This is a genomic window from Micromonospora sp. NPDC005686, assembly GCF_042871665.1.
In the GTDB taxonomy this organism is placed as follows: domain Bacteria; phylum Actinomycetota; class Actinomycetes; order Mycobacteriales; family Micromonosporaceae; genus Micromonospora.
Genome location: NZ_JBIAIY010000011.1, coordinates 1 through 26,836 on the forward strand (window position 1 = coordinate 1; position 26,836 = coordinate 26,836).

General features: G+C 72.8%; 32 protein-coding genes and 1 pseudogene. 20 read left to right on the plus strand and 13 right to left on the minus strand.

Going from position 1 to position 26,836, the window contains the following annotated elements; all coding sequences use genetic code 11:
- Both ACFYON_RS23545 and ACFYON_RS23550 read left to right on the plus strand, forming a co-directional pair.
- A pseudogene (locus ACFYON_RS23545) lies at positions 1-143 on the plus strand (dipeptide/oligopeptide/nickel ABC transporter ATP-binding protein); the annotation flags it as partial.
- A 9-nt stretch (positions 144-152) separates the two neighbouring features.
- Positions 153-524: a transposase gene (locus tag ACFYON_RS23550; protein ID WP_355097064.1), complete on the plus strand. Its 372-nt coding sequence runs from the start codon at positions 153-155 to the stop codon at positions 522-524.
- A 383-nt stretch (positions 525-907) separates the two neighbouring features.
- Here ACFYON_RS23550 and ACFYON_RS23555 read toward each other — a convergent pair whose 3' ends face one another.
- Together ACFYON_RS23555 and ACFYON_RS23560 are read right to left on the minus strand one after the other, a co-directional pair.
- The gene (locus tag ACFYON_RS23555; protein WP_357711807.1) at positions 908-1,294 is read right to left on the minus strand and encodes a hypothetical protein; all 387 of its coding nucleotides are present in this window, start codon (positions 1,292-1,294) and stop codon (positions 908-910) included.
- A 536-nt stretch (positions 1,295-1,830) separates the two neighbouring features.
- Complete coding sequence (locus ACFYON_RS23560) at positions 1,831-2,007, minus strand: hypothetical protein (RefSeq protein WP_355097062.1); 177 nt, start codon at positions 2,005-2,007, stop codon at positions 1,831-1,833.
- A gap of 236 nt (positions 2,008-2,243) precedes the next feature.
- Here ACFYON_RS23560 and ACFYON_RS23565 point away from each other — a divergent pair, with 236 nt between their 5' ends.
- Positions 2,244-3,599 (plus strand): PLP-dependent aminotransferase family protein, encoded by a 1,356-nt coding sequence (locus ACFYON_RS23565; protein WP_357711809.1) that lies wholly within the window; start codon positions 2,244-2,246, stop codon positions 3,597-3,599.
- Between the two features lie 71 nt (positions 3,600-3,670).
- Here ACFYON_RS23565 and ACFYON_RS23570 read toward each other — a convergent pair whose 3' ends face one another.
- A complete protein-coding gene (locus ACFYON_RS23570) occupies positions 3,671-4,669 on the minus strand; it encodes a WYL domain-containing protein (RefSeq protein WP_354869213.1) in 999 nt (332 codons plus the stop codon).
- 45 nt (positions 4,670-4,714) lie between these two features.
- On the opposite strand from ACFYON_RS23570, the gene ACFYON_RS23575 reads away from it, so the two are divergent.
- Positions 4,715-5,191, plus strand: coding sequence for a hypothetical protein (locus ACFYON_RS23575; protein WP_354869216.1), 477 nt, complete (start codon positions 4,715-4,717; stop codon positions 5,189-5,191).
- Positions 5,191-5,646, plus strand: coding sequence for a hypothetical protein (locus ACFYON_RS23580; protein ID WP_354869218.1), 456 nt, complete (start codon positions 5,191-5,193; stop codon positions 5,644-5,646). The genes ACFYON_RS23575 and ACFYON_RS23580 overlap by 1 nt, the downstream gene beginning before the upstream one ends.
- Here the strand turns inward: ACFYON_RS23580 and ACFYON_RS23585 are convergent.
- Positions 5,621-6,301 (minus strand): TetR/AcrR family transcriptional regulator, encoded by a 681-nt coding sequence (locus ACFYON_RS23585; RefSeq protein WP_354869220.1) that lies wholly within the window; start codon positions 6,299-6,301, stop codon positions 5,621-5,623. The two genes, ACFYON_RS23580 and ACFYON_RS23585, sit on opposite strands and share 26 nt — an antisense overlap.
- A gap of 116 nt (positions 6,302-6,417) precedes the next feature.
- On the opposite strand from ACFYON_RS23585, the gene ACFYON_RS23590 reads away from it, so the two are divergent.
- The 6 genes from ACFYON_RS23590 to ACFYON_RS23615 all read left to right on the plus strand — a co-directional run bounded on the left by ACFYON_RS23590 (position 6,418) and on the right by ACFYON_RS23615 (position 11,494).
- Complete coding sequence (locus ACFYON_RS23590; protein ID WP_354869223.1) at positions 6,418-7,914, plus strand: NAD(P)/FAD-dependent oxidoreductase; 1,497 nt, start codon at positions 6,418-6,420, stop codon at positions 7,912-7,914.
- Positions 7,907-8,884 (plus strand): SDR family oxidoreductase, encoded by a 978-nt coding sequence (locus ACFYON_RS23595; RefSeq protein WP_354869225.1) that lies wholly within the window; start codon positions 7,907-7,909, stop codon positions 8,882-8,884. Before ACFYON_RS23590 ends, ACFYON_RS23595 begins: the two co-directional genes overlap by 8 nt.
- Positions 8,881-9,720, plus strand: coding sequence for an alpha/beta fold hydrolase (locus ACFYON_RS23600; RefSeq protein ID WP_354869228.1), 840 nt, complete (start codon positions 8,881-8,883; stop codon positions 9,718-9,720). Before ACFYON_RS23595 ends, ACFYON_RS23600 begins: the two co-directional genes overlap by 4 nt.
- A gap of 69 nt (positions 9,721-9,789) precedes the next feature.
- Positions 9,790-9,951, plus strand: a complete 162-nt coding sequence (locus ACFYON_RS23605) for a hypothetical protein (RefSeq protein WP_354869229.1) — start codon at positions 9,790-9,792, stop codon at positions 9,949-9,951.
- Entirely contained in the window at positions 9,951-10,214 is a 264-nt protein-coding gene (locus ACFYON_RS23610; protein ID WP_354869231.1) for an FCD domain-containing protein, read from the plus strand. Before ACFYON_RS23605 ends, ACFYON_RS23610 begins: the two co-directional genes overlap by 1 nt.
- The gene (locus tag ACFYON_RS23615) at positions 10,211-11,494 is read left to right on the plus strand and encodes an MFS transporter (protein ID WP_354869234.1); all 1,284 of its coding nucleotides are present in this window, start codon (positions 10,211-10,213) and stop codon (positions 11,492-11,494) included. The genes ACFYON_RS23610 and ACFYON_RS23615 overlap by 4 nt, the downstream gene beginning before the upstream one ends.
- A gap of 46 nt (positions 11,495-11,540) precedes the next feature.
- On the opposite strand, the gene ACFYON_RS23620 is transcribed toward ACFYON_RS23615, so the two are convergent.
- Positions 11,541-11,954: a hypothetical protein gene (locus ACFYON_RS23620; RefSeq protein ID WP_354869236.1), complete on the minus strand. Its 414-nt coding sequence runs from the start codon at positions 11,952-11,954 to the stop codon at positions 11,541-11,543.
- A gap of 140 nt (positions 11,955-12,094) precedes the next feature.
- Here ACFYON_RS23620 and ACFYON_RS23625 point away from each other — a divergent pair, with 140 nt between their 5' ends.
- The 4 genes from ACFYON_RS23625 to ACFYON_RS23640 all read left to right on the plus strand — a co-directional run bounded on the left by ACFYON_RS23625 (position 12,095) and on the right by ACFYON_RS23640 (position 15,990).
- On the plus strand, positions 12,095-13,183 hold the full coding sequence (locus tag ACFYON_RS23625) for an S-(hydroxymethyl)mycothiol dehydrogenase (RefSeq protein ID WP_354869239.1): 1,089 nt from the start codon (positions 12,095-12,097) through the stop codon (positions 13,181-13,183).
- Entirely contained in the window at positions 13,180-13,809 is a 630-nt protein-coding gene (locus ACFYON_RS23630; protein ID WP_354869241.1) for an MBL fold metallo-hydrolase, read from the plus strand. The genes ACFYON_RS23625 and ACFYON_RS23630 overlap by 4 nt, the downstream gene beginning before the upstream one ends.
- A 143-nt stretch (positions 13,810-13,952) precedes the next feature.
- Complete coding sequence (locus ACFYON_RS23635) at positions 13,953-15,053, plus strand: DUF3626 domain-containing protein (RefSeq protein ID WP_354869243.1); 1,101 nt, start codon at positions 13,953-13,955, stop codon at positions 15,051-15,053.
- Positions 15,054-15,264: 211 nt separating this feature from the next.
- A complete protein-coding gene (locus ACFYON_RS23640; protein WP_354869245.1) occupies positions 15,265-15,990 on the plus strand; it encodes a hypothetical protein in 726 nt (241 codons plus the stop codon).
- A gap of 270 nt (positions 15,991-16,260) precedes the next feature.
- Here the strand turns inward: ACFYON_RS23640 and ACFYON_RS23645 are convergent, their stop codons facing one another.
- Both ACFYON_RS23645 and ACFYON_RS23650 read right to left on the minus strand, forming a co-directional pair.
- Entirely contained in the window at positions 16,261-16,431 is a 171-nt protein-coding gene (locus ACFYON_RS23645) for a hypothetical protein (RefSeq protein ID WP_354869247.1), read from the minus strand.
- On the minus strand, positions 16,428-16,769 hold the full coding sequence (locus ACFYON_RS23650; protein WP_354869250.1) for a hypothetical protein: 342 nt from the start codon (positions 16,767-16,769) through the stop codon (positions 16,428-16,430). The genes ACFYON_RS23645 and ACFYON_RS23650 overlap by 4 nt, the downstream gene beginning before the upstream one ends.
- 70 nt (positions 16,770-16,839) lie before the next feature.
- Here ACFYON_RS23650 and ACFYON_RS23655 point away from each other — a divergent pair, with 70 nt between their 5' ends.
- Complete coding sequence (locus tag ACFYON_RS23655) at positions 16,840-17,397, plus strand: helix-turn-helix domain-containing protein (RefSeq protein WP_354869252.1); 558 nt, start codon at positions 16,840-16,842, stop codon at positions 17,395-17,397.
- On the opposite strand, the gene ACFYON_RS23660 is transcribed toward ACFYON_RS23655, so the two are convergent.
- Together ACFYON_RS23660 and ACFYON_RS23665 are read right to left on the minus strand one after the other, a co-directional pair.
- Positions 17,370-18,809, minus strand: coding sequence for an MFS transporter (locus ACFYON_RS23660; protein WP_354869255.1), 1,440 nt, complete (start codon positions 18,807-18,809; stop codon positions 17,370-17,372). The two genes, ACFYON_RS23655 and ACFYON_RS23660, sit on opposite strands and share 28 nt — an antisense overlap.
- Positions 18,810-18,880: 71 nt before the next feature.
- The gene (locus tag ACFYON_RS23665; RefSeq protein WP_354869258.1) at positions 18,881-19,117 is read right to left on the minus strand and encodes a hypothetical protein; all 237 of its coding nucleotides are present in this window, start codon (positions 19,115-19,117) and stop codon (positions 18,881-18,883) included.
- Between the two features lie 143 nt (positions 19,118-19,260).
- Here ACFYON_RS23665 and ACFYON_RS23670 point away from each other — a divergent pair, with 143 nt between their 5' ends.
- Complete coding sequence (locus ACFYON_RS23670; RefSeq protein WP_354869793.1) at positions 19,261-20,388, plus strand: geranylgeranyl reductase family protein; 1,128 nt, start codon at positions 19,261-19,263, stop codon at positions 20,386-20,388.
- Here the strand turns inward: ACFYON_RS23670 and ACFYON_RS23675 are convergent.
- Positions 20,375-21,409: an NAD(P)-dependent alcohol dehydrogenase gene (locus ACFYON_RS23675; RefSeq protein ID WP_387190124.1), complete on the minus strand. Its 1,035-nt coding sequence runs from the start codon at positions 21,407-21,409 to the stop codon at positions 20,375-20,377. The two genes, ACFYON_RS23670 and ACFYON_RS23675, sit on opposite strands and share 14 nt — an antisense overlap.
- A 93-nt stretch (positions 21,410-21,502) precedes the next feature.
- Here ACFYON_RS23675 and ACFYON_RS23680 point away from each other — a divergent pair, with 93 nt between their 5' ends.
- On the plus strand, positions 21,503-21,688 hold the full coding sequence (locus tag ACFYON_RS23680) for a hypothetical protein (RefSeq protein ID WP_354869263.1): 186 nt from the start codon (positions 21,503-21,505) through the stop codon (positions 21,686-21,688).
- 38 nt (positions 21,689-21,726) lie between these two features.
- Here ACFYON_RS23680 and ACFYON_RS23685 read toward each other — a convergent pair whose 3' ends face one another.
- Positions 21,727-23,517 (minus strand): 5'-nucleotidase C-terminal domain-containing protein, encoded by a 1,791-nt coding sequence (locus tag ACFYON_RS23685; RefSeq protein WP_354869265.1) that lies wholly within the window; start codon positions 23,515-23,517, stop codon positions 21,727-21,729.
- A 148-nt stretch (positions 23,518-23,665) separates the two neighbouring features.
- Here ACFYON_RS23685 and ACFYON_RS23690 point away from each other — a divergent pair, with 148 nt between their 5' ends.
- Positions 23,666-24,568 (plus strand): SDR family oxidoreductase, encoded by a 903-nt coding sequence (locus ACFYON_RS23690; protein WP_354869268.1) that lies wholly within the window; start codon positions 23,666-23,668, stop codon positions 24,566-24,568.
- 51 nt (positions 24,569-24,619) lie between these two features.
- Here ACFYON_RS23690 and ACFYON_RS23695 read toward each other — a convergent pair whose 3' ends face one another.
- Positions 24,620-25,270, minus strand: a complete 651-nt coding sequence (locus ACFYON_RS23695; RefSeq protein ID WP_354869270.1) for a nucleotidyl transferase AbiEii/AbiGii toxin family protein — start codon at positions 25,268-25,270, stop codon at positions 24,620-24,622.
- Entirely contained in the window at positions 25,267-25,593 is a 327-nt protein-coding gene (locus ACFYON_RS23700; protein ID WP_354869272.1) for a hypothetical protein, read from the minus strand. Before ACFYON_RS23700 ends, ACFYON_RS23695 begins: the two co-directional genes overlap by 4 nt.
- A 502-nt stretch (positions 25,594-26,095) precedes the next feature.
- Here ACFYON_RS23700 and ACFYON_RS23705 point away from each other — a divergent pair.
- Positions 26,096-26,695 (plus strand): hypothetical protein, encoded by a 600-nt coding sequence (locus ACFYON_RS23705; protein WP_354869275.1) that lies wholly within the window; start codon positions 26,096-26,098, stop codon positions 26,693-26,695.
- The last annotated feature ends 141 nt before the right edge of the window (positions 26,696-26,836 follow it).

Genomic DNA, 26,836 nt, shown 5'->3' on the forward strand with positions numbered 1-26,836 from the left:
TCAACCCCCCATCAGGCTGCCGCTTCCGCACCCGCTGCTGGAAAGCCACCGACCACTGCGCCACCGAAGAACCCGCCCTGGTCACCCGCGACGGCCGCACCCAACAAACCGCCTGCCACTACCCCGCCAGCTACAGAGGTTGAAAGGTCAGGATTAGCGGTTCGAGATCGAGCTGCAGCGAATGTGACTACATCGCCCTGCTCGACGCCGCCCACCAACAACTCGGCGGCCCGATCGTGTGCGTCTGGGACAACCTGAACACCCACGTATCCGCCGCTATGCGGCAGATGATCGACGCCCGGGACTGGCTTCACGTCATCCGGCTACCCGCCTACGCCCCCGACCTGAACCCAACCGAGGGCGGTTCACACCTGAAACGCAGCATCGGCAACATCGCCGTCACCGGCGTCGATCACCTCCTCGCGATCATCCGCAACCGGCTCAAGAGCATCCAGTACCGCCCCGACCTGCTCGACGGGTTCCTCGCCCACACCGGCCTGACCTTCGAACCTGACACAACCTGACCATTCAAGATCTGTAGTGTTCTGTCTCAGTTCTGACTAGCCATTTGCTGGACGGCGACTCGTCCACGTCGGACCTTGGCGAGGATCGTTTCGGCGGCGGGTCGACGTGGAGCAGGACCAGCCTGTTTGAAGCAGGCCAACGACCGGGTCCCGGCGCGGTGCCGAGCCGTTGCCGTTCGGCGTGTAGGAGGCGGACAGAAACGACACGGTCGCCTCGCGTACGGGCAGGATGGCGGCATATGTGACGCTCATAGCGACGCAGAACCTCGATGACGATGATCCCGGGAAGGACCATCTTCATGCCGGGGTTCTGCGTCTTCTCGTTGCACCGCAACGGATCCGGGCGCGTCGTTAACCCTTACTCGGAAAGGCCCAGTGGAGGATCAGCAGGGGGTCAGCTGCCAAGTCACCTTCGTCACGTTGACCGGTATATACAGGTCGCCCCCGGTCCCGCCGGCAGGAGCGCAGTTCTTGAAGGGAATCGACGAGCCGAAAGTGAACCCGGATATTACGGCGTCGCGGCCCGTGCCGTTGTAGAAGTTGAATCCCTGGATGCTGCCGGTCCACTCGCTGTTGATCGTCAGAGACGGCGCCTCCACGGGGCCCTGCGGCGGGTGATTCCAGTTGGGCCAGATGCAGAGCATGCCCTGCGGGCAGTTCCCGGACCCCCAGCTTTGTATCGACACTCCGGGTGCTGCAGCCGAGGCGGCGGGGGCGGTGGCCAGCACGCCTGCGACGGACGCGGCGATGGCGATGGATTTCAACAGCACGGTTTCCCTGCCTTCAGATTGATGCTTGTCGTTGTGAATTTAAGTTACCGGCGGAAAACTGACAGGTCAAGCATCTGAACCGACGTAGTCCGGGCGGGTCACCCGGAAGCTGGCGTCCACCTGGGTCTGATGACCATTGAGGTAGTTCAGGGTGGTAGCTGTCGGATGGCACCACGGCCTGCCAGCATCCGATCATCGCCCACGGTGGAGCCGACCGTGATCTCACCCGACGGCGCCACTGTGGAACTGCATTCCGGCGAACGGGTCCGGGCACTACCTCAACTACAATGTCTGTACGCCATTTCAGGGTGGCGAATCATTCAAGATCCGCGACTACTACAACGGGAATGTCGTCAAGTCGGGGAGCGTGTCCTATCTCGGGTGCACCAGTGGAAGGGTGAACGGCCTCTACGCGATGTACCGCCTGGAAATCGAGGGCACCCCTTGCGGGGTGGGCGCAGCCTTCACCCGGCGTGCGGCGCCGGCAACTACGTCAACGACTGCCGGGTGACTGGTTCATCGACCCGGGGCAAGCGTCAGGACTTCGACCGCACACCAAGATCATCTTGGCTGCCAGTTCCTGCACCATCACCTTGGTGAGCAGGCCGAGCCCGCCCTTTCGCGGCGCAGTACGCCGACGAGCCGTACCCGGGGGCGTGCTCGTGCACGCTGGTGACGCTGATGATCCGGCCACCCCGACCGGCCGCGCGCATCCGCCGGGCGGCCCGCTGCGAGCACAGGAACGGCGCGTCGAGAGTCCTCGTATCGTTCGGGCGTGTCCGCGCACTACCCGCGTACGGCAATCGCAACCGGGCGGACGACCCCGACTCGGCCGGCGGTGTCGTCGGACCCGGTGGCTAGCCGCCGGGATGCGACGGCCGCGGCCCGGCTCCGGCCGTGGGTGACCCCTTCCGCGCACGGTCCGTTGCACATGCCTGCGAGTCCCTCGATGTCACAAGAAGCTCGACTTCGGGCACCGGTCGGCACCCGCCTGCCGCCCAGCCGCGTGCTCGCCGCCGAGCTCGGCGTCTCACGCGGCGTGGTGACCGAGGCGTACCAGCGGCTGGGCGAGGACGGGCAGGTGGCCGGGCGGGGTCGGGCCGGCACGGTGGTGGTGGCCACACCGGCCGCCGCGCGCGCCCGGCCGACCGAGCCGAGGAGGACGCCGGAGGTGTTCGCCGAGCGGCCGGGCCTCGACGTCTTCGAGGCGCTGCGCGCCGCCCCCGCGCAGGTGGACCTGACGCCAGGCGTACCCGATCTGGCCGCCTTTCCGCGCGCGGCGTGGCTGCGGGCCGAGCGGGCCGTGCTGCACCGGGCGACGCCCGCCGCGCTCGGTTACGGCGACCCGGCCGGCACGCCGGCGCTGCGGCTGGCCGTCGCGAACTGGCTGGCCCGCAACCGGGGCATCAGCGCCGACCCGGCCGAGGTGGTGGTCGTGGCCGGGGTGTCCCAGGCACTCGGCCTGCTCGCGCGGGTGCTGCACGACCGGGGTACGCGCACCGTCGCCGTGGAGGACCCGGGCTCGCTCGGCGTGCGGCAGCACCTGACGTACGCCGGCATGGCGACGCCGCCGGTGCCGGTGGACGACCGGGGCCTGCGCGTGGATCTGCTGGCGCGTTCCGGCGCGCCGGCCGTGCTGCTCACCCCGGCGCACCAGTTCCCGACCGGGGTGGTGCTCGACGGTGAGCGGCGTCGCCGGCTGCTGCGGTGGGCGCGCGACGGCGGCCTGGTGGTGGAGGACGACTACGACGCCGAGCACCGGTACGACCGCCCGCCGGTGCCGGTGCTGCGCGGCATGGCGCCGGACCGGGTCTGCTACGCCGGCAGCATCTCGAAGCTGCTCGCGCCGGCGCTGCGGATCGGGTGGACGCTCGTGCCGCCGCGGCTGCGCGCCGACGTGGTGGACGCGAAGCGGACGGCGGATCTGGGCAACGCGGCATTGCCGCAGCTCGTGCTGGCCGAGTTGATGGAGTCGGGCGCGTTGGAGCGGCACCTGCGGCTGCTGCGGCACCGGCACGTGCGCCGCCGCGACGCGATGATCCGGGCGGTCCGCGCGTACCTGCCGGAGGCTGTGGTGCACGGTGCCGCCGCCGGGCTGCACCTGATGGTCACGCTGCCCGGCGAGGTCGACGACCTGGCGCTCGCGGCGGCGGCGCTGAGCCGGGGCGTCAAGGTCCACCCGCTGTCCTGGCACGGTCAGCGCCCGCAGCCGCCGGGCCTGGTCCTCGGCTACGCCGCCACCCCACCCTCGGAGATCGACCGGGCCCTGTCCACGGTGGCCGAATCCCTCCGCACCCTTCCCTGACCCACCCCGGCTCCGGGTGATCAAGGACTTTGTGTCCGGCGGGGAGATCGCCTCACGCACGAACTCCTTGATCAACGGGGGAGGGGTGGGTCAGGGAAGGGTGGGTGGTAGAGGGTGGTCAGGGCGGTGGCGGTGGCGGCCAGGCGGTCGCGTAGCGCTGCGGGGGAGAGGACCTCCACGTCGGCGCCGAGGCGCAACAGGTCGCCGTGGGCGTGGGTGAGCGACTCGATCGGGATGACCGCGTGCACCCAGCCGGCGGCGTCCGGCGGGCCGGCGCTCGCCTGGGCGGCGGTGACCACCACGTCGCTGCCGATCTCGCGCAACCGTGTGAACCCGCGCGGGGAGAGGCGGATGCGCGCCTCGTCGCGGTGCAGGCCGGCCCGGAACGCGACCACGTGGGCACGCCACCAGGCCGGCAGGTCGAAATCGGGCCGCGCGAACGGCTCGTCCAGCGCGGTGAGGTCGAGGATCTGGTTGACGCGGTAGGTGGCCGGTTCGGCGCGGTCCGGTCGGGCGGCCACGAGATACCAGCGCCCGCCCTTGAGCACCAGCCCGTATGGTTCGAGGATGCGGGTCGTCTCGCCCCGCCAGCCGCGGTAGCGCACCCGGACCCGGCGTTCCCGCCACACCGCCTCGGCCGCCTCGGCCAGGTGCGGCGACGGGTCGCCGTCGGAGTACCAGCCCGGGGTGTCCAGATGGAACCGCTGCTCCAGCCGGGCCGCCCGGTCGGCCAGCGGTGCGGGCAGCGCGGCCCGGAGCTTGAGCTGCACGGCGGCGACGACCGACTGGTAGCCGAGTTCGGCGGCCGGCCCGGGCAGACCGGCGAAGAGCAGGCGGTCGGCCTCCTCGGCGGTCAGCCCGGTCAGCCGGGTCTGCCAGCCCTCGACGAGCCGGTAGCCGCCGTCGTGTCCGGCCTCGCCGTACAGCGGGATGCCGGCGGCGTGCAGCGCCTCGACGTCCCGGTAGATGGTGCGGACCGAGACGTCCAGGCGGGCGGCGAGGTCGGCGGCGGTGAACCGGCCGTGCGCCTGCAGGAGCAGCAGGATGGACAGGAGTCGGCTGGCCCGCATTCCACTGACACTAGCTGTCAGGGGACCGCTTCTACCGTCCCGTCCATGGCCTTCCACGACAAGGAGTTGACCGTGCCGGGGACGATCGAGGTCGCCGGCCGGCACGTCAAGCGCTACCACATCGACCAGCCGGGCCGCCGCCTCGAACCGCGGGTGGTCGACGCCGCGTACGCGTACCTGCCGTCGCTGCTGCCCGGCCCGGACGGCTCCACCCCGCCGGCGAGTTGGGTGGTGCTGCACCGGGGCGCGGACACCGGGGCGTACCTGCTGGCGTACAGCTGGTTCTTCGACAACGTGGTCGAGTGCCGCATCGCGATCGCCGGGCAGCCCGCGCTGGACTGCCCGGACGCCGACCCGGCGCACTTCGTCGACCTGACCCGGCCCGGCGTCGGCTGCGTCTGGGAACTGGGCGTGCTGGAACACGAGCGCGCCGCCTGGATCCGGCACGTGCTCGCGCCGGACCGGCCGGATCTGGCCGGCTACCTGGCCGACACCCGGGCCGAGGGGCCGGTGGGCCGCTGATGGGTGACTTCGACTTCCTCGTCGGCACCTGGGACGTGACGAACCGGCGCCTGCGGCAGCGGCACGTCGGCGCCGACGACTGGGACGAGTTCGCCGGTGTCAGCGAGGCGCGCTCGTTCTTCCACGGCGCCGGCAGCTTCGACGAGATGCGCTGCCCGAGCCGGGGCTTCTCCGGCTCCACGGTGCGCATCCTGGACCCGTCGACCGGGCTGTGGTCGATCTACTGGATGAACAGCCGCCGTGGCGTGCTGGAACTGCCGCCGGTGGTCGGCCGGTTCACCGGCGGCGTCGGTACGTTCCACGCCGACGACACCGACGAGGGACGGCCGGTGCGCTGCCGGTTCCTCTGGTCGGCGATCACCGCCGACTCCTGCCGCTGGGAGCAGGCGTTCTCCACCGACGGCGAGCGCACCTGGGAGACCAACTGGGTCATGGAGTTCCGCCGGACGTGGTGACCGGCGGCGTGGTGGTCCGGTAGATCGCGGTCAGCCACACGTCGAGCAGCACGTCCACCACGTCCCGCTCGGCCACCGCCGGGCCGTCCCCGGCGAACGTGGCGTACCAGACGCGTTCGTTCATCGAGTTCAGCGCGATGGCGAGGTCCCGGGCGGGCAGACCGTCCGGGGCCGCGCCGCGGGCGCGTTCGGCCTCGATCGCGGCCTGCACCGCGCGGACCCAGCGTTCCAGCACCTCGGCCCAGAGCCGCCGCACCTCGGCGTTGGTGCCGCGTACCTGGGCGCAGGCCAGCACCACGTCCCGGTGCCCGCCGAACGTGGCGTGGAACCGGGCGATCAGCTCCCGCCAGTGGGCGCGCGGATCCTCGGCGAGCCGCTCGAACACGTCACCGGCGGCCGCGTCGGCCTCCTCGGTCACTCGGTCGAGCAGCGTGAGCAGCACCGCGTCCTTGGACGGGAAGTAGAAGTAGAAGGTGGGCCGGGAGATCCCCGCGCCGCGAGCCAGGTCGTCGATGGAGATGTCGGCGAAGGGGCGTTCGGCCAGCAACCGCTCGGCCGTGGCCAGGATCGCGGTCTCCCGGTCGTCGCCGGTGGACCGGCCGGCCCGCCGCCCGCGCGTCGGCGCGGCGCCGGTCGGCGTACGGGCGGTCGTCATGCCGGCTGATGCTACACCCGCTCGACACAGTGTCGATTCGACTCGACATGGTGTTGACTGCGGTCGACGGCGATGGATAGTGTCCGGTCCACCGCCGGTGCGAACGGGAGAAACCGATGGCCGCAGACCACGTCGACGTCCTCATCGTCGGGGCCGGCCTGTCCGGCGTCGGCGCCGCCGTCCACCTCGGACGCGAATGCCCCGGCAAGACCTACGCGGTGCTGGAGGCCCGGGGCGCCATCGGCGGCACCTGGGACCTGTTCCGCTACCCGGGCGTCCGCTCCGACTCCGACATGTACACCCTCGGCTACTCGTTCAAGCCGTGGACCGACCCGAAGGCGATCGCCGACGGCGACTCCATCCGGGCGTACGTGCGCCAGACCGCCCGCGAGTACGACGTGGAACGGCACATCCGCTTCCACCACCGGGCGCTGCGCGCCGAGTGGGACAGCGCCACCGCGCGCTGGACGGTGCACGCCCACCGCGACGACACCGGCGAGGACGTCACGCTCACCTGCGGGTTCCTGTTCACCAACTCCGGCTACTACCGCTACGACGAGGGTTACACGCCCCGGTTCCCGGGCGTCGACCGGTACGCCGGCACGGTCGTGCACCCGCAGCACTGGCCCGACGACCTGGACTACGCCGGCAAGCGGGTCGTGGTGATCGGCAGCGGCGCCACGGCGGTCACAGTGGTTCCGGCCATGGCCGAGCGGGCCGCCCACGTCACCATGCTCCAGCGCTCACCCACGTACGTGATCGCGCTGCCCTCGCGTGACCCGTTCGCCGACGCCGCACGGCGCTGGCTGCCCCCGAAGGCCGCGTACGCGGTGGCCCGGTGGAAGAACGTCACGCTCGGGGTTGCCAACTTCCAGCTCAGCCGCCGCGCCCCCGGCGTGGTCAAGCGGTTCCTGCGCCGCGCCGCGAAGGGCCGACTGCCGTCCGGGTACGACGTCGAGAGGCACTTCTCGCCCCGCTACAACCCCTGGGACCAGCGCCTGTGCGTGGTGCCGGACGGGGACCTGTTCGCCGCGTTGAGCGCCGGCCGCGCGTCGGTGGTCACCGACGCCATCGACACGTTCACCGAGCGGGGCATCCGGCTCGCCTCCGGCGAGGAGCTGCCCGCCGACGTGGTGGTCACCGCCACCGGCCTCAACCTGCTCGCGCTCGGCGGCATGACGCTGGTGGTCGACGGCGCGAAGGTCGACCTCGCCTCGACGGTCGCCTACAAGGGCATGATGCTGTCCGGCGTGCCGAACTTCGCCATGACCATCGGCTACACCAACGCCTCCTGGACGCTGAAGGCAGACCTCGTGGCCACGTACGTCTGCCGGCTGCTGCGTCACCTCGACGACACCGGGCAGCAGATCGTCACGCCGCTCGCTCCGGACACCGACGACCTCGAACCGATCATCGACCTGCAGTCCGGCTACGTGCTGCGCGCCGTCGACCAGTTGCCCAAGCAGGGGCCGCAGGCGCCGTGGCGGCTGCATCAGAACTATCCCCGCGACGTACGGCTGATGCGGCGCGGCCCGCTCACCGACGGCGTACGGTTCGCCCGCGCCGGCACGCCCGCCGCCGCCGTCGCAGCCCCGGGAGGAACCGATGCGTGACCTCGTCTTCCCCGGCGGCACGGCGGTGCTCACCGGCGCGGCAAGCGGCATCGGCGCGGCGCTGGCCCACGGGCTGGCCCGGCGCGGCGCCGACCTGGTGCTGCTCGACCGGGACGCCGACGGCCTGGCCGCCACAGTCGCCGCGATCCGGGCCGCCTACCCGGACCGGCTGGTGGAGACCCATGTGGTCGACCTGGCCGACGCCGAGGCCACCGACCGGGTGGCCGCCGAGATCCACCGCGCGCACCCCCGGATCCGGCTGCTGATCAACAACGCCGGTGTGGCGCTGGGCGGGCGCTTCGACCAGGTGACCCTGGACGAGTTCCTCTGGGTCATCGAGATCAACTTCCGGGCGGTGGTTCGCCTGACGCATGCGTTGCTGCCCGCGCTCAAGGCCGAGCCCGGCGCCCACCTGGTGAACGTGTCCAGCCTGTTCGGCCTGATCGCGCCCGCCGGGCAGGCCGCGTACTCGGCGAGCAAGTTCGCCGTACGCGGCTTCACCGAGGCGCTGCGGCACGAACTCGTCGACGACGGCATCGGTGTCACATCGGTGCACCCGGGCGGCATCCGTACCCGGATCGCCGCCAGCGCCCGCGTGGGCAGCGGCGTCGCCCGCGAGGAGTACGAGGCCGGGCGCAAGCAGTTCGAGAAGCTGCTCACCATCGATCCGGCGACCGCCGCCGAGGTGATCCTGCGCGGCGCCCGGCGACGCCGCGGCCGGGTCCTGATCGGCTGGTCGGCGAAGCTGCCCGACCTGCTCGCCCGCGTCGCACCCGCCGGGTACGGCAAGGTGCTGGCCCTGGGCATGCGCCGGCGCCCGGCCGGGCCGGCCGAGACACCCGCAGTTCCGCCCGCCGAAACGCCGGCCGCAGCGCCGCCCAGCGAAACGCCGACACTCCGGGCCGACGTGCCGGTGCCGTCCGCCCGGACCGGCGAGGAGGCCGTGCCGGAACCCGGGCGCCGGGCGTGACGCCCGCCCTGCCTCCGGCCGACGAGCACACCGTCGACGGGCGGCGCGTCCGGTGCCGGATCAGCGGGAACGGCCCGCCCGTGGTGCTGCTGCACGGCATCGGCCGTACCCTCGACGACTTCACCGCCCTGCACACCGCGCTGGCCCGCGACCACCTGGTGCTCGCGGTGGACCTGCCCGGGCACGGCGGCTCCGCGCCGCTGGACGGCCCGCACACGCTCCCGGCCCTGGCCGCGGCGGTGGCCCGCTTCCTGGACGTGGCCGGGGTGACCGGCCCGGCCCACCTGGTCGGCAACTCCCTCGGCGGGGCGGTGGCCATGCGGCTGGCCGCCGACGCGCCACACCGGGCGGCCAGCCTGGCGCTGCTGAACAGCGCCGGTTTCGGCCGCGAGGTGACAGTGGCACTGCGGCTGCTCGCGGTGCGCCCGCTGGCCCGGCTGCTGCTGCGTCCCGACCCGAGGATCGTCCGCCGCACCGAGCGGGCGATCTTCCACGACCCGGCGTACGTCACCGAGGATCGGATCGCCCTCGCGCTGGCCGTGGCCGGGCAGCCGCACGCGGCCCGGGTGATGCTCGAGCTGGTCCGCGACCTGGGCACCTGGCGCGGCGTACGCCCGCAGTGGCGCGCCGACCTGCTCGACGCGGTGGCCGCGCTCGACCTGCCCACGCTGCTCGTGTGGGGCGAGCGCGACCTGGTCCTGCCCGCCGCGCACCTGGCCTACGCCCGCACCCGGCTGCCGGGCGCGCGCTCCCACCTGTTCCGCGACACCGGGCACATGCCGCAGATCGAGCGGACCGCCGAGGTGGAGGTGCTGCTGCGGGAGCTGTGGGCCTGACCGTGGCCCGCGCCACTGTCCCGGCCCGCGCCGGGCCGTCCGGGCGGCCCGGGGAGCAAGCTTAGATACATGACGCATCCCAGCCGGATCGCGCCGTCCACCGCCGAGCGGGCGTACCGGCACCTCAAGCAGGCCATCCTGGAACAGGTCCACCCGGGCGGCCAGCTCGTCAGCGAGGGCGAGATCGCCGAGGCGACCGGGGTGTCGCCGCCGGTGACCTCACCGCGCTGATGGCCGCCGACCGGTCGTTCCACGCCGCCGTGGTGGAGGCGGCCGGTAACGAGATCCTGGCCGAGCTGTACCACAGGTTGCGCGACCGCCAGCTCCGCATGGGCGAGGCGAGCTTCCGGCTCTCGCCCGGCTGGGCCGAGGTCGCCCTCGCCGAGCACGCCGGTCAGCTCGCCGCGCTCGACGGCGACGACCCGCAGGCGTGGCACGACGCGGTCGCCGCGCACATCGACACCGCCGCGCGGATGCTCGGAACGCTGCGGTGAGCGCGGGCCGCCGGCCCGCAGCCCTGGTGTACGCGGTGGCGCTGACCGCGTACCTGACCGCCGTGTTCCACCGCAGCTCGCTCGGCGTCACGGGGGTCGACGCGGCGGAGCGCTTCCACATCAACGCCGCCGCGCTCGCCACGTTCTCCGTCGCCCAGCTCGCCGTCTACGCCGTCATGCAGATCCCGGTCGGGGTGCTGCTGGACCGCTACGGCTCGCGCCGGCTGCTGCTGGCCGGCGGCGCGCTGATGGTGGCCGGGCAGCTCCTGTTCGCCGTCGCCGGGGACGTGCCGCTCGCGGTCGCCGCCCGGGTGCTCGTCGGCCTCGGTGACGCGATGACGTTCATCAGCGTGCTGCGCATCGTCGCGTTCTGGTTCCCCGGCCGGCGCAATCCGCTGCTGGTGCAGCTCACCGGCACCGTGGGCCAGCTCGGCGCGGTGCTCGGCGCCGTACCCCTGGTGCTGCTGCTGCACCGCGCGGGCTGGACGCCGGCGTTCCTGACCGCCGCGGCGCTCGGCGCCACAGTGGTGTTGCTGGTCCTCGTCGCGGTCCGCGACACCCCGCACGCCGAGCACGCCACCGCGCTCGCCCCCGACTTGGCCACCGTGCGCCGCCGGCTCGCCGAGGCCTGGGCCCAGCCGGGTACCCGGCTGGGCCTGTGGACGCACTTCGTCACCCAGTTCTCCGGCTCGGTGTTCGCGCTGCTGTGGGGCTACCCGTTCCTGGTGCAGGGACAGGGCTTCTCGCCCACCGCGGCGGCCGGGCTGCTCACCGTCATGACGATGGTGACGCTGGTGTGCGGGCCGGTGCTCGCGCACCTGTGCGCGCGCTACCCGTTCCACCGCTCGGTGCTGGTCTTCGCCATCACCGCCGCCACCGCCGGGATGTGGGCGGTGGTGCTGGCCTGGCCCGGCCGGGCGCCGCACGGGCTGCTGGTGGCGCTCGTGGTGGTGCTCGCGGTGAACGGCCCCGGCTCGATGATCGGGTTCGACTACGCCCGCTCGTTCAATCCGGTGCACCGCATGGGCAGCGCCACCGGCATCGTCAACGTGGGCGGTTTCGCCGCCTCGATCGTGCTGATCCTGGCCGTCGGCCTGGTGCTCGACCTGGCCACCCCGGCCGGGCACGACGCGCCGCCGCTGTCCGCGTTCCGTTGGGCGTTCGCCGTGCAGTTCCTGCTCTGGGCGCTCGGCGCGGCGCAGGTGCTGCGCTACCGCAACGCCGCCCGCCGCCGGCTCGCCGACGAGCGGGCCGCCGCCGCGGCCCCGGCCGCGGCCTGAGGACGCAACCGGCTCGCAGGCGCGCGGCCGGCGGTACGCGGCCGGGTCAGTGCCGGTGCCGGACCAGCGAGTCGAGCACCAGGGTCAGTCCCGCGCCGACCAGCCACACGTCCTTGGCCAAGCCGATGCCCGCCTCGCTGGGCCGCAGGCTGGTGCCCTCGCGCATGCCCGGCGTCTTCAGGTAGAGCTGCACCAGCCCGGCGCCGAAAGCGGTGAGCGCGGCACCGGCCACCAGCGACGGCACGAACGGGGCGAGCAGCGCCGCACCGAGGGCGATCTCGCCCCGGGACAGCAGCACGCCGAACCGGTCCGGCGGGATCTGCCCCAGCCGCGGCATCGCGCCGGCCGCCATGCCGTGCATGCCGGCGGCGGCCCCGCCCTCCAGGTTCCGCTTGCCCAGCCCGGAGTTCAGGATGTACGCGCCGATCGCGACGCGCAGCGGCGCATGTGACAACCTCATGATCACTCCCGTCCCACCTGGTAGAGCCGGCACCCCGGGTACCCGGCCATGACCAGGACAATCCGCCGGGCTTCGTTGGGTCGCGGGTCATGATCAGCGGTAGGTTCGGCAGAGGCAGACCACGTACCGAAGGAGGCACCGTGAGCCAGGAAGTCCGGGGAGTCGTGTCGCGGCGCAAGGGCGCGCCCGTGGAGGTCACCACCATCGTGGTGCCGGACCCGGGGCCGGGCGAGGCGGTGGTCCGCATCCAGTCGTGCGGCGTCTGCCACACCGACCTGCACTACCGCGAGGGCGGCATCAACGACGACTACCCGTTCCTGCTGGGCCACGAGGCCGCCGGCATCGTGGAGCAGGTGGGCGACGGGGTCACCGACGTGGCGCCCGGCGACTTCGTGGTGCTCAACTGGCGCGCGGTCTGCGGGCAGTGCCGGGCCTGCCGCCGTGGCCGCCCGTGGTACTGCTTCGCCACCCACAACGCGACGCAGAAGATGACGCTCACCGACGGCACCGAGCTGATCCCCGCGCTCGGCATCGGCGCGTTCGCCGAGAAGACGCTCGTGCACGCCGGGCAGTGCACCAAGGTCGACCCGTCGGCCCGGCCGGCGGCTGTCGGCCTGCTCGGCTGCGGCGTCATGGCCGGTCTCGGCGCGGCCATGAACACCGGCAACGTGACCCGGGGCGACTCGGTCGCGGTGATCGGCTGCGGGGGCGTCGGCGACGCGGCGGTGGCCGGCGCGGCGCTGGCCGGCGCGACCACGATCATCGCGGTGGACACCGACTCCCGCAAGCTCGACTGGGCGCGCAAGTTCGGCGCCACCCACACCGTCAACGCCTCCGAGGACGACGCGGTGGAGGCCGTCCGCGCGGCCACCGGCGGCTTCGGCGCCGACGTGGTGATCGACGCCGTGGGCCGTCCGGAGACGTGGAAGCAGGCGTTCTACGCCCGCGACCTGGCCGGCACCGTCGTGCTGGTCGGCGTGCCGACGCCGGAGATGACAGTCGACCTGCCGCTGCTGGACGTCTTCGGCCGCGGCGGCGCGCTCAAGTCGAGCTGGTACGGCGACTGCCTGCCCAGCCGCGACTTCCCCATGCTGACCGAGCTGTACCGGCAGGGCCGGCTGGACCTGGACGCGTTCGTCACCGAGGAGATCGCCCTGGGCCAGGTCGAGGAGGCGTTCGCCCGAATGCACCACGGCGACGTGCTGCGCTCGGTGGTGGTCTTCCCGTGACCGCCCGCGTCGACCACGCCGTCACCTCCGGCACGTTCTCCCTGGACGGGCAGACCTTCGACGTGGACAACAACGTCTGGGTGATCGGCGACGACGTCGAGTGCGTCGTCCTGGACGCGCCGCACGACGTGGCGGCCATCCGCGCCGTCATCGGTGACCGGCGGGTGCTGGCGATCGTCGCCACCCACGCCCACGACGACCACGTACGGGTCGCGCCCGAGCTGGCCCGGGCCACCGGCGCGCCGGTGCTGCTGCACCCGGCCGACCGGGTGCTGTGGGACATGACGCACCCGGACACGGAACCGGACGGCGACCTCACCGACGGGCAGACGATCACCGTCGGCGGCACCACGCTGCGGGTGCTGCACACGCCCGGCCACAGCCCCGGCGCGTGCAGCCTCTACGCCCCCGACCTGGGCGCGGTCTTCACCGGCGACACCCTGTTCGCCGGTGGGCCGGGCGCGACCGGGCGGTCGTACAGCGACTTCGGCACCATCGTCGAGTCGATCCGTACCCGGCTGCTCACGCTGCCGCCGGAGACGGTGGTGCACACCGGGCACGGCGACGACACCACGATCGGGGCCGAGGCGCCGCACCTGGACGAGTGGATCGCCCCCGGCCACTGAGGACGACACGCCCGCGGGCCCGGCCGGCGCAGTCCGGTCCGGGCCGCGCGGCGTCGTCCGGCCGTCCGTGCCCGGGGGTAGCCGGGCGTTCGTCCGCTTCGGACGGGCACGGAAAACCGTGTGGCCGCGCGGCCCGCCGTCCGGTGATACTCGGGCCCGTGCCCGTCGCCACCCTCACCGCCGCCCAGTCCGCCGCGCTGCGCCACGTCCGCGACGTCGCGCTGCGCGACCGCCCGGCGGCGCTCGCCGTCGTCGCCGACCACCTCGCCGCCGCCGGCGTCACGTACCGGTACGAGGAGGTCGTCGCCGCGGTGACCGGGTACGGCCGCCTGACGCTCAACTTCCACCCCGACCGGGTGCTGCGGGACGGCCGCACAGTGGTCGAGGCGCTGGACGAGGAGGGCGTCTACCGCAGCCAGTTCGAGACCGGCATCTCCAACGGCGGGCTGACCGCGTACCCGGGCGGCGACCGGGACGTGTGGGAGCAGGCGATGTTCGGCGGCGCGTACCAGCGTCCCGGCGTGCTCCCTGCCGAGCGCCCGAAGTACGGCGGCCTGAACCTGCTCGACCACGCCGACGGCGCGTGCCCCCGGTTCGGCTCCTGCCACCTGCGGCTGCGCCCGGAGGTGCTGGCCCGGGCCACGTTCAGCTTCGGTGACAGCCACATCGGGCCCACCGAGTTCGGCACCGCCGACGTCTTCGAGCCGGTGTTCGCCGCGCTGCTGACCGCCACCGCCGGGACCGGCGTCGCCCTGGGCGTGGCCGGCATGGACACCGGCACGCTGCTACGGACGCTGCTTCGCCGCCGCGAGCAGGAGTCCTGGCGGGCCGGCCGGGCGCTGGACGACTACATCGAGGCGCAGGTGCACGGCGATATCAGCCTGGCCCGCGACGTGGAGGCGCTCGTGGTCGACCCGTCGTTCCGCGGCACCGACGTGGGCCGGCGGCTGGAGGCCGTCGCCGGACGGCAAGGCCTGGCGCTGCGCTTCCATCCCGGCTTCGTGCTGCCCGTCGACGGCGTCGACGCCGAGTTCCGCGGCCCGGACATCCCGCCGCTGGCCGCGCGGGTGGCCGCCGAGATCGGCCGGCCGGGGGAGCCGCTGCACGCGGCGCTCGTGGGCCGCGCCGCCGCCTCGGTGGTACGCGAGCCGCAGCGCTGGGCCGACCGGGGACCGGCCGAGGTGACTCTTCAGCACCTCAAGCAGCTCTGGCACGTGCTGGTCCGGTTCGGCGCTCCGGCCTGATCGTCCCCGTCCGCCGCCGGAACGGCACGCCTGCCCGGAATCCCGGGTGACCTGGACCGCAACCCGGGCCGTGCCCGGCATTTCCGGAATGCCCGACAATGCGGGCTGGTTGTGTCCCCTGTATCGCCGGAACCCAAACACCTACCCGGCGGTAGTCCCTCGAGGGGCGCTCACCCCGGAGCGCGTCGTAACGATCGAAAGGGCAACCATCGTGAAGCAGCACTTCACTGGATGGCTCCCCGCCATCGCGAAGACCGCAGTCGCGAAGACCGCCGCCGTCTCCCGGAACCGCCGCGCCGCGCTGAGCGTGGCGGGGGTGGCCGTACTTGGCGGGCTGGCCGTCGGCCCGGTCGCCGTGGCCGCGCCGGTGACCGGCGGACCGCACGCCGGCGCCAAGGCCGCGATCGACCTGGCCACCGGCAACAAGACCTCGACCGAGTCGGTGAAGCCGGGCCAGACCACCGGCAGCGACAAGCTGCCGACCAGGGCCGACCGCCCATCCGAGGAGAAGCTCGTGCCGCACGGCGTCGAGGGCGCGCAGTCGCGCATCCCGCTCGACGACGCACAGCTCGACAACGCCAAGGCCATCGTCGAGGCGGCCAAGGAGACGGGCGTGGGGGAGCGGGGCGCCGTGATCGGCGTCGCCACCTCGCTGCAGGAGTCGAAGCTGTACAACCTGGGTCACCTCGGCACGTACAACGACCACGACTCGGAGGGTCTGTTCCAGCAGCGCCCGTCGTCCGGTTGGGGCACGTCCGAGCAGATCACCGACCCGGAGTACTCCAGCAAGGCGTTCTTCAACGCGCTGAGGAACGTCGGCGGCTGGCACGAGCTGCCGCTGACCACCGCCGCGCAGACGGTCCAGGTGTCCGCCTACCCGTACGCGTACGCGCAGTGGGAGGAGCAGGCCGCGGACATCGTCCAGCAGGTCTGGTGACCCGACACCCGTGGAGAACGGCCGGCCCCTGATCGGGGGCCGGCCGTTCTCGCGGGCGGGGCGCTTCTCGTCGATCGTGACGTGGTGACACCTTCCTCGGTGTCGCCGGTCTCGCCTTCGCCGGTGGAGACCGTGCAGGTCAGCGCCTACCCCGACGCGTACGCGCAGTGGGAGAAGCAGGCCGCCGAGATCGTCGCCGAGCACTGGAACAAGTAAGAACCACCGAAAGGCCGGCACCCGGATCGGGTGCCGGCCTTTCCCGTGTCACCGTCAGCTGTGCGCGGTGAGCCACGACAGCACCGGTTCGACCACGGACGGGTCCAGCGGCTGCTTCGCCTCGTCCCGGTACGCCCGCAGCGACGGCGGCCCGGGCTGGCGCCGCAGCGCGTGGGTGACGTCCGGCAGCACCCCGGTCCGCACGAGCGGGCGGTCGATCGTCACCGCAGCAGCGCCGCGGCCAGGGCGTCGGCGTCGTCGGCGCCGATGAGCAGGGAGTCGTACCCCTGGTCGGTGAGGGTGATGCGGACGGCCGGCTGGCCGCCGCGGACGCTGACGAACTCCTTGCCGGCCCTGCCGCGCCAGGTGCCGACGTTGCGCGTGCGGGGCACCCCGAGGCCGGGTGCCCGGATGCCGCGGGTGGCGCGCGCCCCGTCCGGCACCACGACGGCGCCGGTCACGGCGGAGCGGGGGAACGACAGGTCGCCGCGCAGGGCCCAGATCTTCTCGGCGGTGGTGAGCCGGACGTCGATGCGGTCGGGGGTGAGGTCGATGGTGGCCATCGGTGGACTCCTCGCTTCTGTTATCGTAAGTGATAACATTACCGGGGTCGATAACAAAAGGGGAGCCGCTGTGGCACTCGACACCGTGGAGCTGCTGCTGCACCCGGTCCGGCTGCGCATCGTCCAGGCGTTCCTGGGCGGCCGCACGCTCACCACCACCGACCTGCGCATCGAGCTGAGCGACGTGCCACCGGCCACGCTCTACCGGCAGGTCGCCGCGCTCGCCGACCACGGCGTGCTGCACACGGTGGGGGAGCGGCGGGCCCGCGGCGCCGTCGAGCGCAGCTACCGGCTGCACGAGGCCGCCGCGTCGGTCGACCCGGACGAGGCCCGGGCCATGAGCCCGCAGCGGCACCGCCCGGCGTTCCTCACCTTCGTCGCGGGCCTGCTCGCCGACTTCGACACCTACCTCGACGCCGGCGGGGGAGACCTGGCCCGCGATGTGGCCGGCTACCGGCAGAACGCGTTCCACGCCACCGACGCCGAGACCGCCGAGTTCGTCACCCGGTTCCGCGAGCTGTTCGCCGAGTACGCGGCCCTCGCCCCCGGTCCCGGCCGCACCCGGCGGCTGCTCACCACAGTCCTGCTGCCCGCCGCCGGTCAGGAGCCGCCCGCCGCCCGCCGGTGACCGGCGACGATGTCCGCCACCGCGGCGCCGAGCGCCAGCACGACGATCCCGGCGGCGAGCAGCAGCGAGTGGCGGAAGGCCCTGTTCCAGTCGCCACCGTCGGCGAGCGTCGAGAAGAACAGCGCGCCCACCGCGGCGATGCCGGCGGCCGACCCGATGCGCTGCCCGGTCTGGAGCATCCCCGCGCCGCTGCCGGCCATCGGCACCGGCACCTCGGACAGCGTGAGCGTCTGGTTCGGCGCGATCACCAGGCCGCTGCCCAGCCCGGCGACGAGCAGGGGCAGCGCGGTCCGCAGCGGCACGTTGTCGTGCGGCCCGCCGGCCAGCACCAGGTCGGTCGCCACCAGCCCGGCCACCACCGCCGCCAGCCCGATCGCGACGAGCGGACGGCCGTACCGGGTGACCACCCGACCGCCGAGCGCGGAGGCGAGCGCCGAGCCGAGCGCGAACGGGGTGATCGCCAGGCCGGCCACGAGAGCGCGGTAACCGAGCCCCATCTGGAGGTAGAGCGTGAAGATGAAGAAGATCGCGGTGAACCCGGCGAAGTAGATCAGGCCGATCAGCGCGCCCAGCGTGTACGAGCGCACGGTGAACAGCCGCAGGTCGAACAACGGCTGCGCACGTCGGGCGTACCGGTGCTCCCAGAGCGCGAACCCGGCCAGCAGCAGCAGGCCGGCGGGGATCAGCAGCCACTTGCCCGCGCCCCGCCACTGCTCCCGCTGCACCAGCGGCAGCAGGATCACCGTCACCCCGGTGCCGAGCAGCAACACCCCGAGCGGGTCGAGCCGGCCCCGCCCGGCGGGGTTGGTCGGCCGGGCCGGCATCAGCCGCCAGCCGAGCAGCATCGCCACGATCCCCACCGGGATGTTCACGAAGAACACCCACCGCCAGCCGTGCTCCGCGCCGCCGAGGGAGATGAGCAGCCCGCCGAGCAGCGGGCCGACGGCGGTGGAGATACCGATGGTGGCACCCAGCAGCCCGAACGCCCGGCCCCGGTCCGCGCCCCGGAACAGCTCCTGGATCATGCCGCTGACCTGGGGGTTCACCACACCGGCGGCGGCACCCTGGACGAGCCGGGCGACGACCAGCCACTCCGGCGAGCGGGCCAGCCCGGCCAGCGCGCTGGTGAGCGTGAACAGGCCCACCCCGACCACGAACGCGGTACGCCGCCCGCGCGCGTCGCCGAAGCGCCCGGCCGGCACCAGCACCAGGCCGAACGTCAGCGCGTACCCGGACAGCACCCACTGCAGGTCGCTCGGCGTGGCCTGCAACGCCCGGTCGATCGACGGCACCGCGACGTTGACGATGCTGACGTCCAGCAGCGTCATGAACGCCGCGATCAGGCCGACGCTCAGCGCACGCCAGCGGCGCCGGTCGTCGTACCCGGTGGTCGACGCCGGGCCCTCGCTCATCCTGCCCCCCACTGACCGTCGATCACCCGACTCCGATCGCTACCCGGCGCCCGGTGGGGCAAACGACCCGGTCACGCCACTTGGCGCGCGCACCACCGGGGTCCGAAGTCCAGGCCGGACATCGGGGAGTCCTCGCGGTGCAGCAGACCCCGCTCGGTGAGCGAGTGCAGCGGCTCGCGCAGCTCCTCCTCGGTCATCCCGGTCTCCTGGGCGATCAGGTCCGGGTAGGGGACGTGTCCGTGCACCTCCAGCGCGGACACCGCCTGGTAGACCCGTTCCTCGACGGCGGACAACTGGACCTGAGGCATCGCTTCCCTCCTCGGCGTGGACCGTCCGGCCCGCGGACGGCCGGCGACCGGCGGTTACCCGGGCATGCGGCGAAGATGCTCACCCGAACGGCTGTCGTACCGGGCGGTGCGGCACTGCGGTGCCCTAGGCTGCACCAGTGATCATGGATCTCGTCGTGGTCGGCGGCGGACCCGCCGGACTGTCCGCCGCGTACGCCGCGGCCCGGGCCGGCGTGCGCACACTCGTTGTCGAACGGGCCACCCACCCGCGCTACAAGACCTGCGGTGGTGGCCTGATCGGCACGTCGCTGGCCGAGGTCGCGGGCCGCGTCGAGGTGCCCGCCCACGACCGGGTGGACCGGCTCACGTTCACCCGGGACGGGCGGCGCGCGTTCACCCGCCGGCATCCGGCGCCGCTGGTCACCATGATCCGCCGGGAGGAGTTCGACGACCGCCTGCGCGCCGCCGCCGTCGCCGCCGGGGCGCAGGTCCGCGAGGGCGTCGCGGTCCGCGCGATCGAGCAGGACCCCGACGAGGTACGCCTGCGCTTGGCCGACGGTGAGCTGGTGCGCGCCCGTACCGTCATCGGCGCGGACGGCTCCTCCGGCGTGACGGCGCGGCACGTCGGGGTGCGCTTCCGCCAGGTCGACCTGGGCCTGGAGCTGGAACTGCCGGTGGAGGCCGCCGAGCGGGACCGCTGGCGCGGCCGGGTGCTGCTGGACTGGGGGCCGATGCCCGGCTCCTACGCCTGGGTCTTCCCCAAGGGTGATCGTCTGACCGTCGGTGTCATCGCCGCCCGGGGCGACGGCGAGCGCACCCGCGCCTACCTGCGTGATTTCACCGACCGGCTCGGCCTGTCCGGGGTGACGCCGGAGCACGACTCCGGCCACCTGACGCGCTGCCGCGCCGGAGACTCCCCGCTGCGCCACGGCCGGGTGCTCGTCGCCGGGGACGCCGCCGGCTTGCTGGAGCCGTGGAGCCGCGAGGGGATCAGCTACGCGCTGCGCTCGGGCCGGCTGGCCGGGGAGGCGGTGGCCACCGGTGACCTCGACGCGTACGCCCGCGAGGTCGACCGGCGGCTGACGCCGGAGATGCGCGCCGGGCACCGGCTGCTGGAGGTGTTCGAGCGGCGGCCCGAGGTGTTCCACGCGATGCTGGCGAGCCCGCCCGGCTGGCGGATGTTCGTCCGGTTCTGCCAGGGCCGGGCGAGCTTCGCCGAGGTGCTCGACCGGCGGCCGGTGCGGGCCGGGCTGGCGCTGCTCGACCGCCTGCCCCCGGTCAGGGGACGATGACCGCCCGCCCTCGCACCTCGCCCCGGCGCAGCGCCTCGTACGCCTGCGGCGCCTCGGCGAGGGGGAACGTCTGCACGTCGGCGTGCAGCCGGCCGTCGTGGGCCAGCGCGATCACCTCCTGCAGTTCGGCCCGGGTGCCCCAGAACGGCACCACCACGCCGGCCTCGAACGGCACGGGCGGCGGCTCGTCGGCGACCGGCCGCACCGGCAGCGTGCCGCCCGCCAGGCCGACCAGCAGGATCTGCCCGCCGGTGGCGACCACCTGCCGGGCGGTGTCCAGGGTGGGCTGCGCGCCGACGAAGTCGAGCACCACGTCCGCGCCGTCCGGCGCCGGCCCGACCAGTTCACGGATCTTCTCCACCGCGTCCGGGCCGGCCTGCACGGTGTGGTGGGCGCCGAGCCGGGTGGCCAGGTCCAGCGCGGCGGTGCTGGTGTCCACCGCGACGACCCGCACCGCTGTGGTGGCCAGCAGGATCTGCACCCCCATGTGCCCCAGACCGCCGATGCCGATCACCACGCAGGACGTGCCGGGCCGCAACCGGGGCCGGGCCAGGTCCACCGCGTGGTACGGGGTCAGCCCTGCGTCGGTCAGCGGCGCCGCCTGGGTCAGGTCCATGTCACCGACCGGCAGCAGCCGGGACGCGGGCACCACCACGTACTCGGCCAGTCCGCCGTCGCGGCTGAGCCCGATGCCGCCGACCGGGGTGACCCGGCAGCGGTTCTCCTCGCCGCGCAGGCAGGCCCGGCATCGGCCGCAGCCGATGATGCCGTAGACCGCGGTCCGGTCGCCGGGCGACCAGCCGTCGACCCCGGCGCCGACCGTGTCGACGGTGCCGGCGACCTCGTGGCCGAGCGTGATCGGGACCGGGAACACGCCGGCCGGCGCGTCGAGGATGTGCAGGTCGGAGTGGCAGGCGCCGACCGCGCCGACGCGCAACAGCACCTCTCCGGGGCCGGCCTTCGGCGTGGGCACCTCCGTGTGCTCCAGCACACCGGGGGCGGTCATCCGTACTGCGCGCATGGCTCCTCCACCTCGTCGCCGAATCGTCGCGGCGGCATACCCGTGCCGTAGCGGTTGATGCGGAAGCCTGACGGGCGGGCGCACAATGCGGTCATGAGCGAGCAGGCCGAGTCGTTCACCGACGAGGAGTACGCGTTCCTGCGGCACGTCCGCTTCGGCGAACTGCCGGTCCGGGTGCGGCCGGAGGAGCGGATCGAGTCCGCCGAGACCGAGTTCCCGCCGGGCCGGCCGGACCCGGTCGGCGGGGAGTCGGAGTGGCACCTGCGCGCGGGCGGCTGACGGGGTCCGGACACCCGCCCGGACCCCGCCGCCCACTGTCAGAAGACCGGCACGCCGTCGCGGACCAGCTTCCAGTTGGGCACGAAGAAGTCGGCCGGGTCGATGACGCCCCTGGCCTGCGCCCAGTCGATGAGCAGCTGGCGGATCTCCTGCTGGGCGTTGTAGACCTGGGTCTTCACGATGCCGGGGAAGTTGCCGCCGCCGCTGCGCCGGTAGTTGTTCACCGCCACCACGAACCGGGCGTCCGCCGCGACCGGGGTGTCGGTGCCGGCCAGCACCAGGCGGGTGATCCGCTGTCCGACCGGCCGGGCGATGTCGATGTCGTAGTCGACGCCGGAGAACACGTCGTAGTTGTAGTCCGGCACCGCCGGGTCGCTGATCGTCTCCGGGTTCACCGGCGCGCCCGCCGGAAGCGTGACGAAGAACTTCGCCGAGTACTCCAGGTACGCCTTCACCTCGGCGCCGGTCAGCACTACCGCCTCCAGCGTGTTGTCGTACACGTAGAGGCCCGCCACGTCGCGGATGCGCACGTCGCCCTGCGGGAACACCGCGGTGCGGCTGAACGGGGCGGCGATGGACAGCACCGGCAGGCCCGCGTACTCGCCGCCGGCGAGGGCCTCGGTGACCACCTCGGTCTGGACGTGGTTGATGAAGTCCAGGATCGGCGTGTCCTTGTACCGCGACTCGGCGGCGGACAGCTCCACGCTGGACCGGGCGACGACCCGGTTGACGTACTCGACGGTCTTGGCGTGCTGGCCGCGTACGGCCGCGAGCACCGCCGGGTCCTCGACCACGGTGTTGGTGTTGAGTGTGGTGGCCGACTTGGCGGTCACCGTCCAGCGGCCCTTCTCCCGGGCCAGCGTGAAGTCCATCCGGGTCAGCCGCTGGCCCCACTTCGACGGCTCCGAGGTGAGGACCCGCTCGCCGGTGGTGAGGTTGGTGACGAACTTCTCCGGCACCTCGTTGTGCGCGTGGCCGAACAGGATCGCGTCGATGCCGGGGACCTGCTCGGCGATCAGCGCGGTCGGGTTCTCGTTCGGCAGTTCCGGGCCGTAGCTGGAGGTGCCGCTGTCGCCGCCGTGGGCGGAGATGACCACCAGGTCGGCGCCGCGGCGGCGCATCTCCGGCACCCACTTCGCGGCGGTGGCGACCATGTCGGCGAAGACCAGGCGGCCCTCGACGTTGCCCTTGTCCCAGATGGCCACGCCGGGGTTGGTCAGGCCGAGGATGCCCACGCGCAGCTTCGGCGCGCCGTGCCCGCCGAGCTTGACCTCCTTGATCACGTACGGGAGGAACGCCGGCTTGCCGGTCCTGGCGTTGAGCGCGTTCGCGGCCAGCGCCGGGAAGCCGAGCTGCTCGATCCAGGTGGCCAGCAGCGGCAGGCCGTAGTTGAACTCGTGGTTGCCGAGCGTCACCGCGTCGTACTTGAGGATGTTCATCGCGCTGGCCATCGGGTGCGTCTGACCGGTGCTGGTGATCGGCTCCTGCTTGGCGTAGTAGGTGGCCAGCGGCGTGCCCTGGATGGTGTCGCCGGCGTCCAGCACCAGCGTGGCCCTGCCCTTGCGCTCGGCGCGGATCTGGTTGACAAGGGTGGCGAGCTTCGCGACGCCGACGTCGTTGTGCTTGCTGTCGTCGAACTCCGCGTCCTTGTAGTAGTCCCAGTTGTAGACGTTGCCGTGGGTGTCCGACGTGCCGAGGATCGTCAGGTCCCAGGTCTTCGGCTGCTTCGGCTTCGCCTCGGCGGGCGCCCCGGCCAGCAGGGGAGCGGTCGCGGCGGCGGCCGCGACGGCCAGCACCTGGCGCCGCGAGGCGCCGGAGGAGGAGGTCATGAGGTGCCTTTCCGAATGGGGTACGCCTCGTAGGCGCCGTTGCGCACCATAACCACCAGATGTCGCCTGCGCCACACCGGACACCTCTGTTTCCCTTTCCGTCACTGGCTGCTGTTTTCCCGCCGGTCACCGGGGTAGGGGCGCCTTCATGAGCGAGGACCAGTACACCCAGCAGCACCCGGCCGAGCAGTACGGACAGCGCGAGGGCCAGCCGTCGCAACAACAGACGCCGCCGGGCAACGAGCAGGAGATGGGGCCGAAGCCGGACCACGGCGAGGAGTCGTACCGGGGCAGTGACCGGCTCACCGGCAAGCGGGCGATCATCACCGGCGGTGACTCCGGCATCGGCCGGGCCGTCGCGATCGCGTTCGCCCGCGAAGGCGCCGACGTGCTCGTCACCTACCTCGCCGACGAGGAGGAGAAGGACGCGCGGGAGACGGTCGCCCAGATCGAGCAGGCCGGACGCACCGGCGTCGCGGTCCGGTGCGACCTGCGCGAGGAGGCCAACTGCCGCGCCCTGGTCGACCAGGCGGTACGCGACCTCGGCGGTGTCGACATCCTGGTGAACAACGCGGCGTACCAGATGTCGCAGGACAACGGCCTGCTCGACATCACCACCGAGCAGTTCGACCGGGTCTTCAAGACGAACGTGTACGCCATGTTCTGGCTCTGCAAGTTCGCGGTGCCGCACATGAAGGAGGGCTCGACGATCATCAACACGTCGTCGATCCAGGCGTTCGACCCGTCGCCGCAACTGCTCGACTACGCCACCACCAAGGCCGCCATCGCCAATTTCACCAAGGCGCTCGCGCAGAACCTGGCCGACCGGGGCATCCGGGTCAACGCGGTGGCGCCCGGCCCGATCTGGACGCCGCTGATCCCGGCCACCATGCCGGAGGAGAAGGTGAAGGAGTTCGGCACCGACACGCCGCTGGGCCGTCCGGGTCAGCCGGCCGAGCTGGCGCCCGCGTACGTCTACTTCGCCTCGCAGGAGTCCAGCTACGTCACCGGCGAGATCCTCGGCGTCACGGGTGGCCGCCCGACGAAGTGAGCCGCCTCGTCCGGCCTTCTGGTCCCGCCCTCGGCCGCCTGGTTCCGCTGCTCAGCGGGGCCAGGCGGCCATCCGGCGGCGTACCTCGGCGATCCGCGGCACGTCCAGGCCGTAGCGGGTGAACCGCCGGTCGGACAGCGCGTCGAGGTAGCGCCCCGCGGCGCGCACGTCCTCGTCGTCGAGCGCCGGGTCGACCTGCCGGGCCAGCTCCAGCAGCTCCGCGACCGTGTACCGGTCCAGCGCGGCGGACACGTCGATGTAGTCGCGTACCTCCCGCCGGTTCACCAGCGCGGCCGTCTTGTTGGCGATCAGGTCCCGCACGTCCATGACCGGACCGAGGTCCATCACGACGGGGCTGCGGTGCCGGTCCAGGCGGGCCAGGCTGAGCCGGATCTGCCGGCCGTCCCGGCTCACCACGAAGTCGCGTAGGTCCCGGTCGAAGCCGTCGAATACCTCGCCCAGCCCGCCCGGGTCCACCTCGGCCACCCGGTAGCCGGCCCGTTCCAGCGCCGCGCGTACCCCGTCGGCCGCCGCCGCGGCGGCGCCCTCCACGTCCGCGAACAGGTCGACGTCCTCGGTGGGGCGGGTGACCAGGCCGTGCGCCGCCCACGCCACGCCGCCGCCGAGCACGAAGCGGTGCGGGCCCGCGGCGGCCAGGGCCACCCGGGCCACCTGCCGGTAGAACTCGTGCGGGTGGGTCACGCCGGGCGCAGGCTCCGGTGCCGGCCCTCCCAGGCCAGGCGTACGCCCCGGGGAAGGTTCAACAGCGGCCACAGCCGGCGCAACGTCCCCGCGTGGATCAGCTCGCGCAGGTCCTCCACCCGGGTCGTCTCGCGCAGCACGTTCTCGTACATCCAGAGCAGCTCGTCCGGGTCGCCCAGGTCGAACGCGCGTTCGCTGCTCCACATCAAGTGTACCGGCAGCTCGACGATGCCGGTGGTGGGACCGGTCAGCTCGTCCAGGGTGCGCGCCACCACGGCGGGTCGCCCGGGGCGGGCGAGGTACGCGTGCGCGCTGACCGACATGGCATCAGGGTAACCCCAACCCGGCCCCTTCCCCGCGTCCCTTCCTCGCCTCCCCCTTCCTGCCCTCGCCACCCTTTGTCGCGTCGATCATGAACTTGACGGCACGTCGTGTCCGTTTGTCGCCGTCAACCTCATGATCGACGCGGCAGGGGCGCCCGGGGCGTGTCCGTGTGCGCCGGGTGTCGGGTTTCGGGGTGGTGGGGGACACCCGGGTGGCGGAATCCGGGGCGGGGCCGGGGCGTTATACCTGGTGAACGACCGCAGCAGCACCCCCCGACGCCCCCGGCAGGCGGGCGGCAGCACCCGGGAATGACTCCCAGCCGGCGGTCGTTGTGCATGTCTCCGGCGCCGCCAGTGAGCCCCGTACGCCACCCCCGGCGTTCGCGGGCCGCGTGAGCAGGACGCCGGAGATCCCCCAAGAACCGCTCTTGAGCGCCTGACGGTGCTCGCACCCGCACCGAACCCCCTCGGCGCGGGCGTCGACCCCCGAACGGAGCCCACCATGAACACGATCCTGCGCAAGAGCATCCTCGGTATCGCCGGTCTGACCGTCGCCGGTGGCCTCGCCGCCGGTCCCCTCAACCACGACACCGGCACCACCACCCCCACCACTGCCCGCGACACGGCCGTGACCACCACCCAGGCCGCCGCGAAGCTGGACAGCGCCGCGCTCATCCCGCGCGGCGTCCAGGGCGCCCAGTCCCACATCGACCTGAACGACGAGCAGACCGCGAATGTGAAGGCGATCATCGCGGCGACGAAGAAGGCCGGCATGGACGAGCGTGCCGCGGTCGTCTCCATCGCCACGGCGTTGCAGGAGTCGAAGCTGGAGAACCTGGGCCACCTCGGCGACCGCAACGACCACGACTCGCAGGGCCTGTTCCAGCAGCGCCCGTCCAGTGGTTGGGGCACGGTGGAGCAGATCACCGACCCCGAGTACTCGACCACGGCCTTCCTGAAGGGCCTGAAGCAGGTCGACGGCTGGCGGGACATGCCGCTGACCAAGGCCGCCCAGACCGTCCAGGTGTCGGCCTACCCGGACCACTACGCCCAGTGGGAGCAGCAGGCCGCCGACCTCGTCGCCCAGCACTGGAACAGCTGACCCGGCGGTGACCGGGGTCACGACCAACGAGCGGAAGAACCGTGACCCCGGTACCGTTGTGCAGAGCGTCGGTGTGTTCAGTGTCCCCGGGCCTCACCTAAATTGCCTTCGCGGAATACCGTTCGGCTGGAGCCGCGTCGC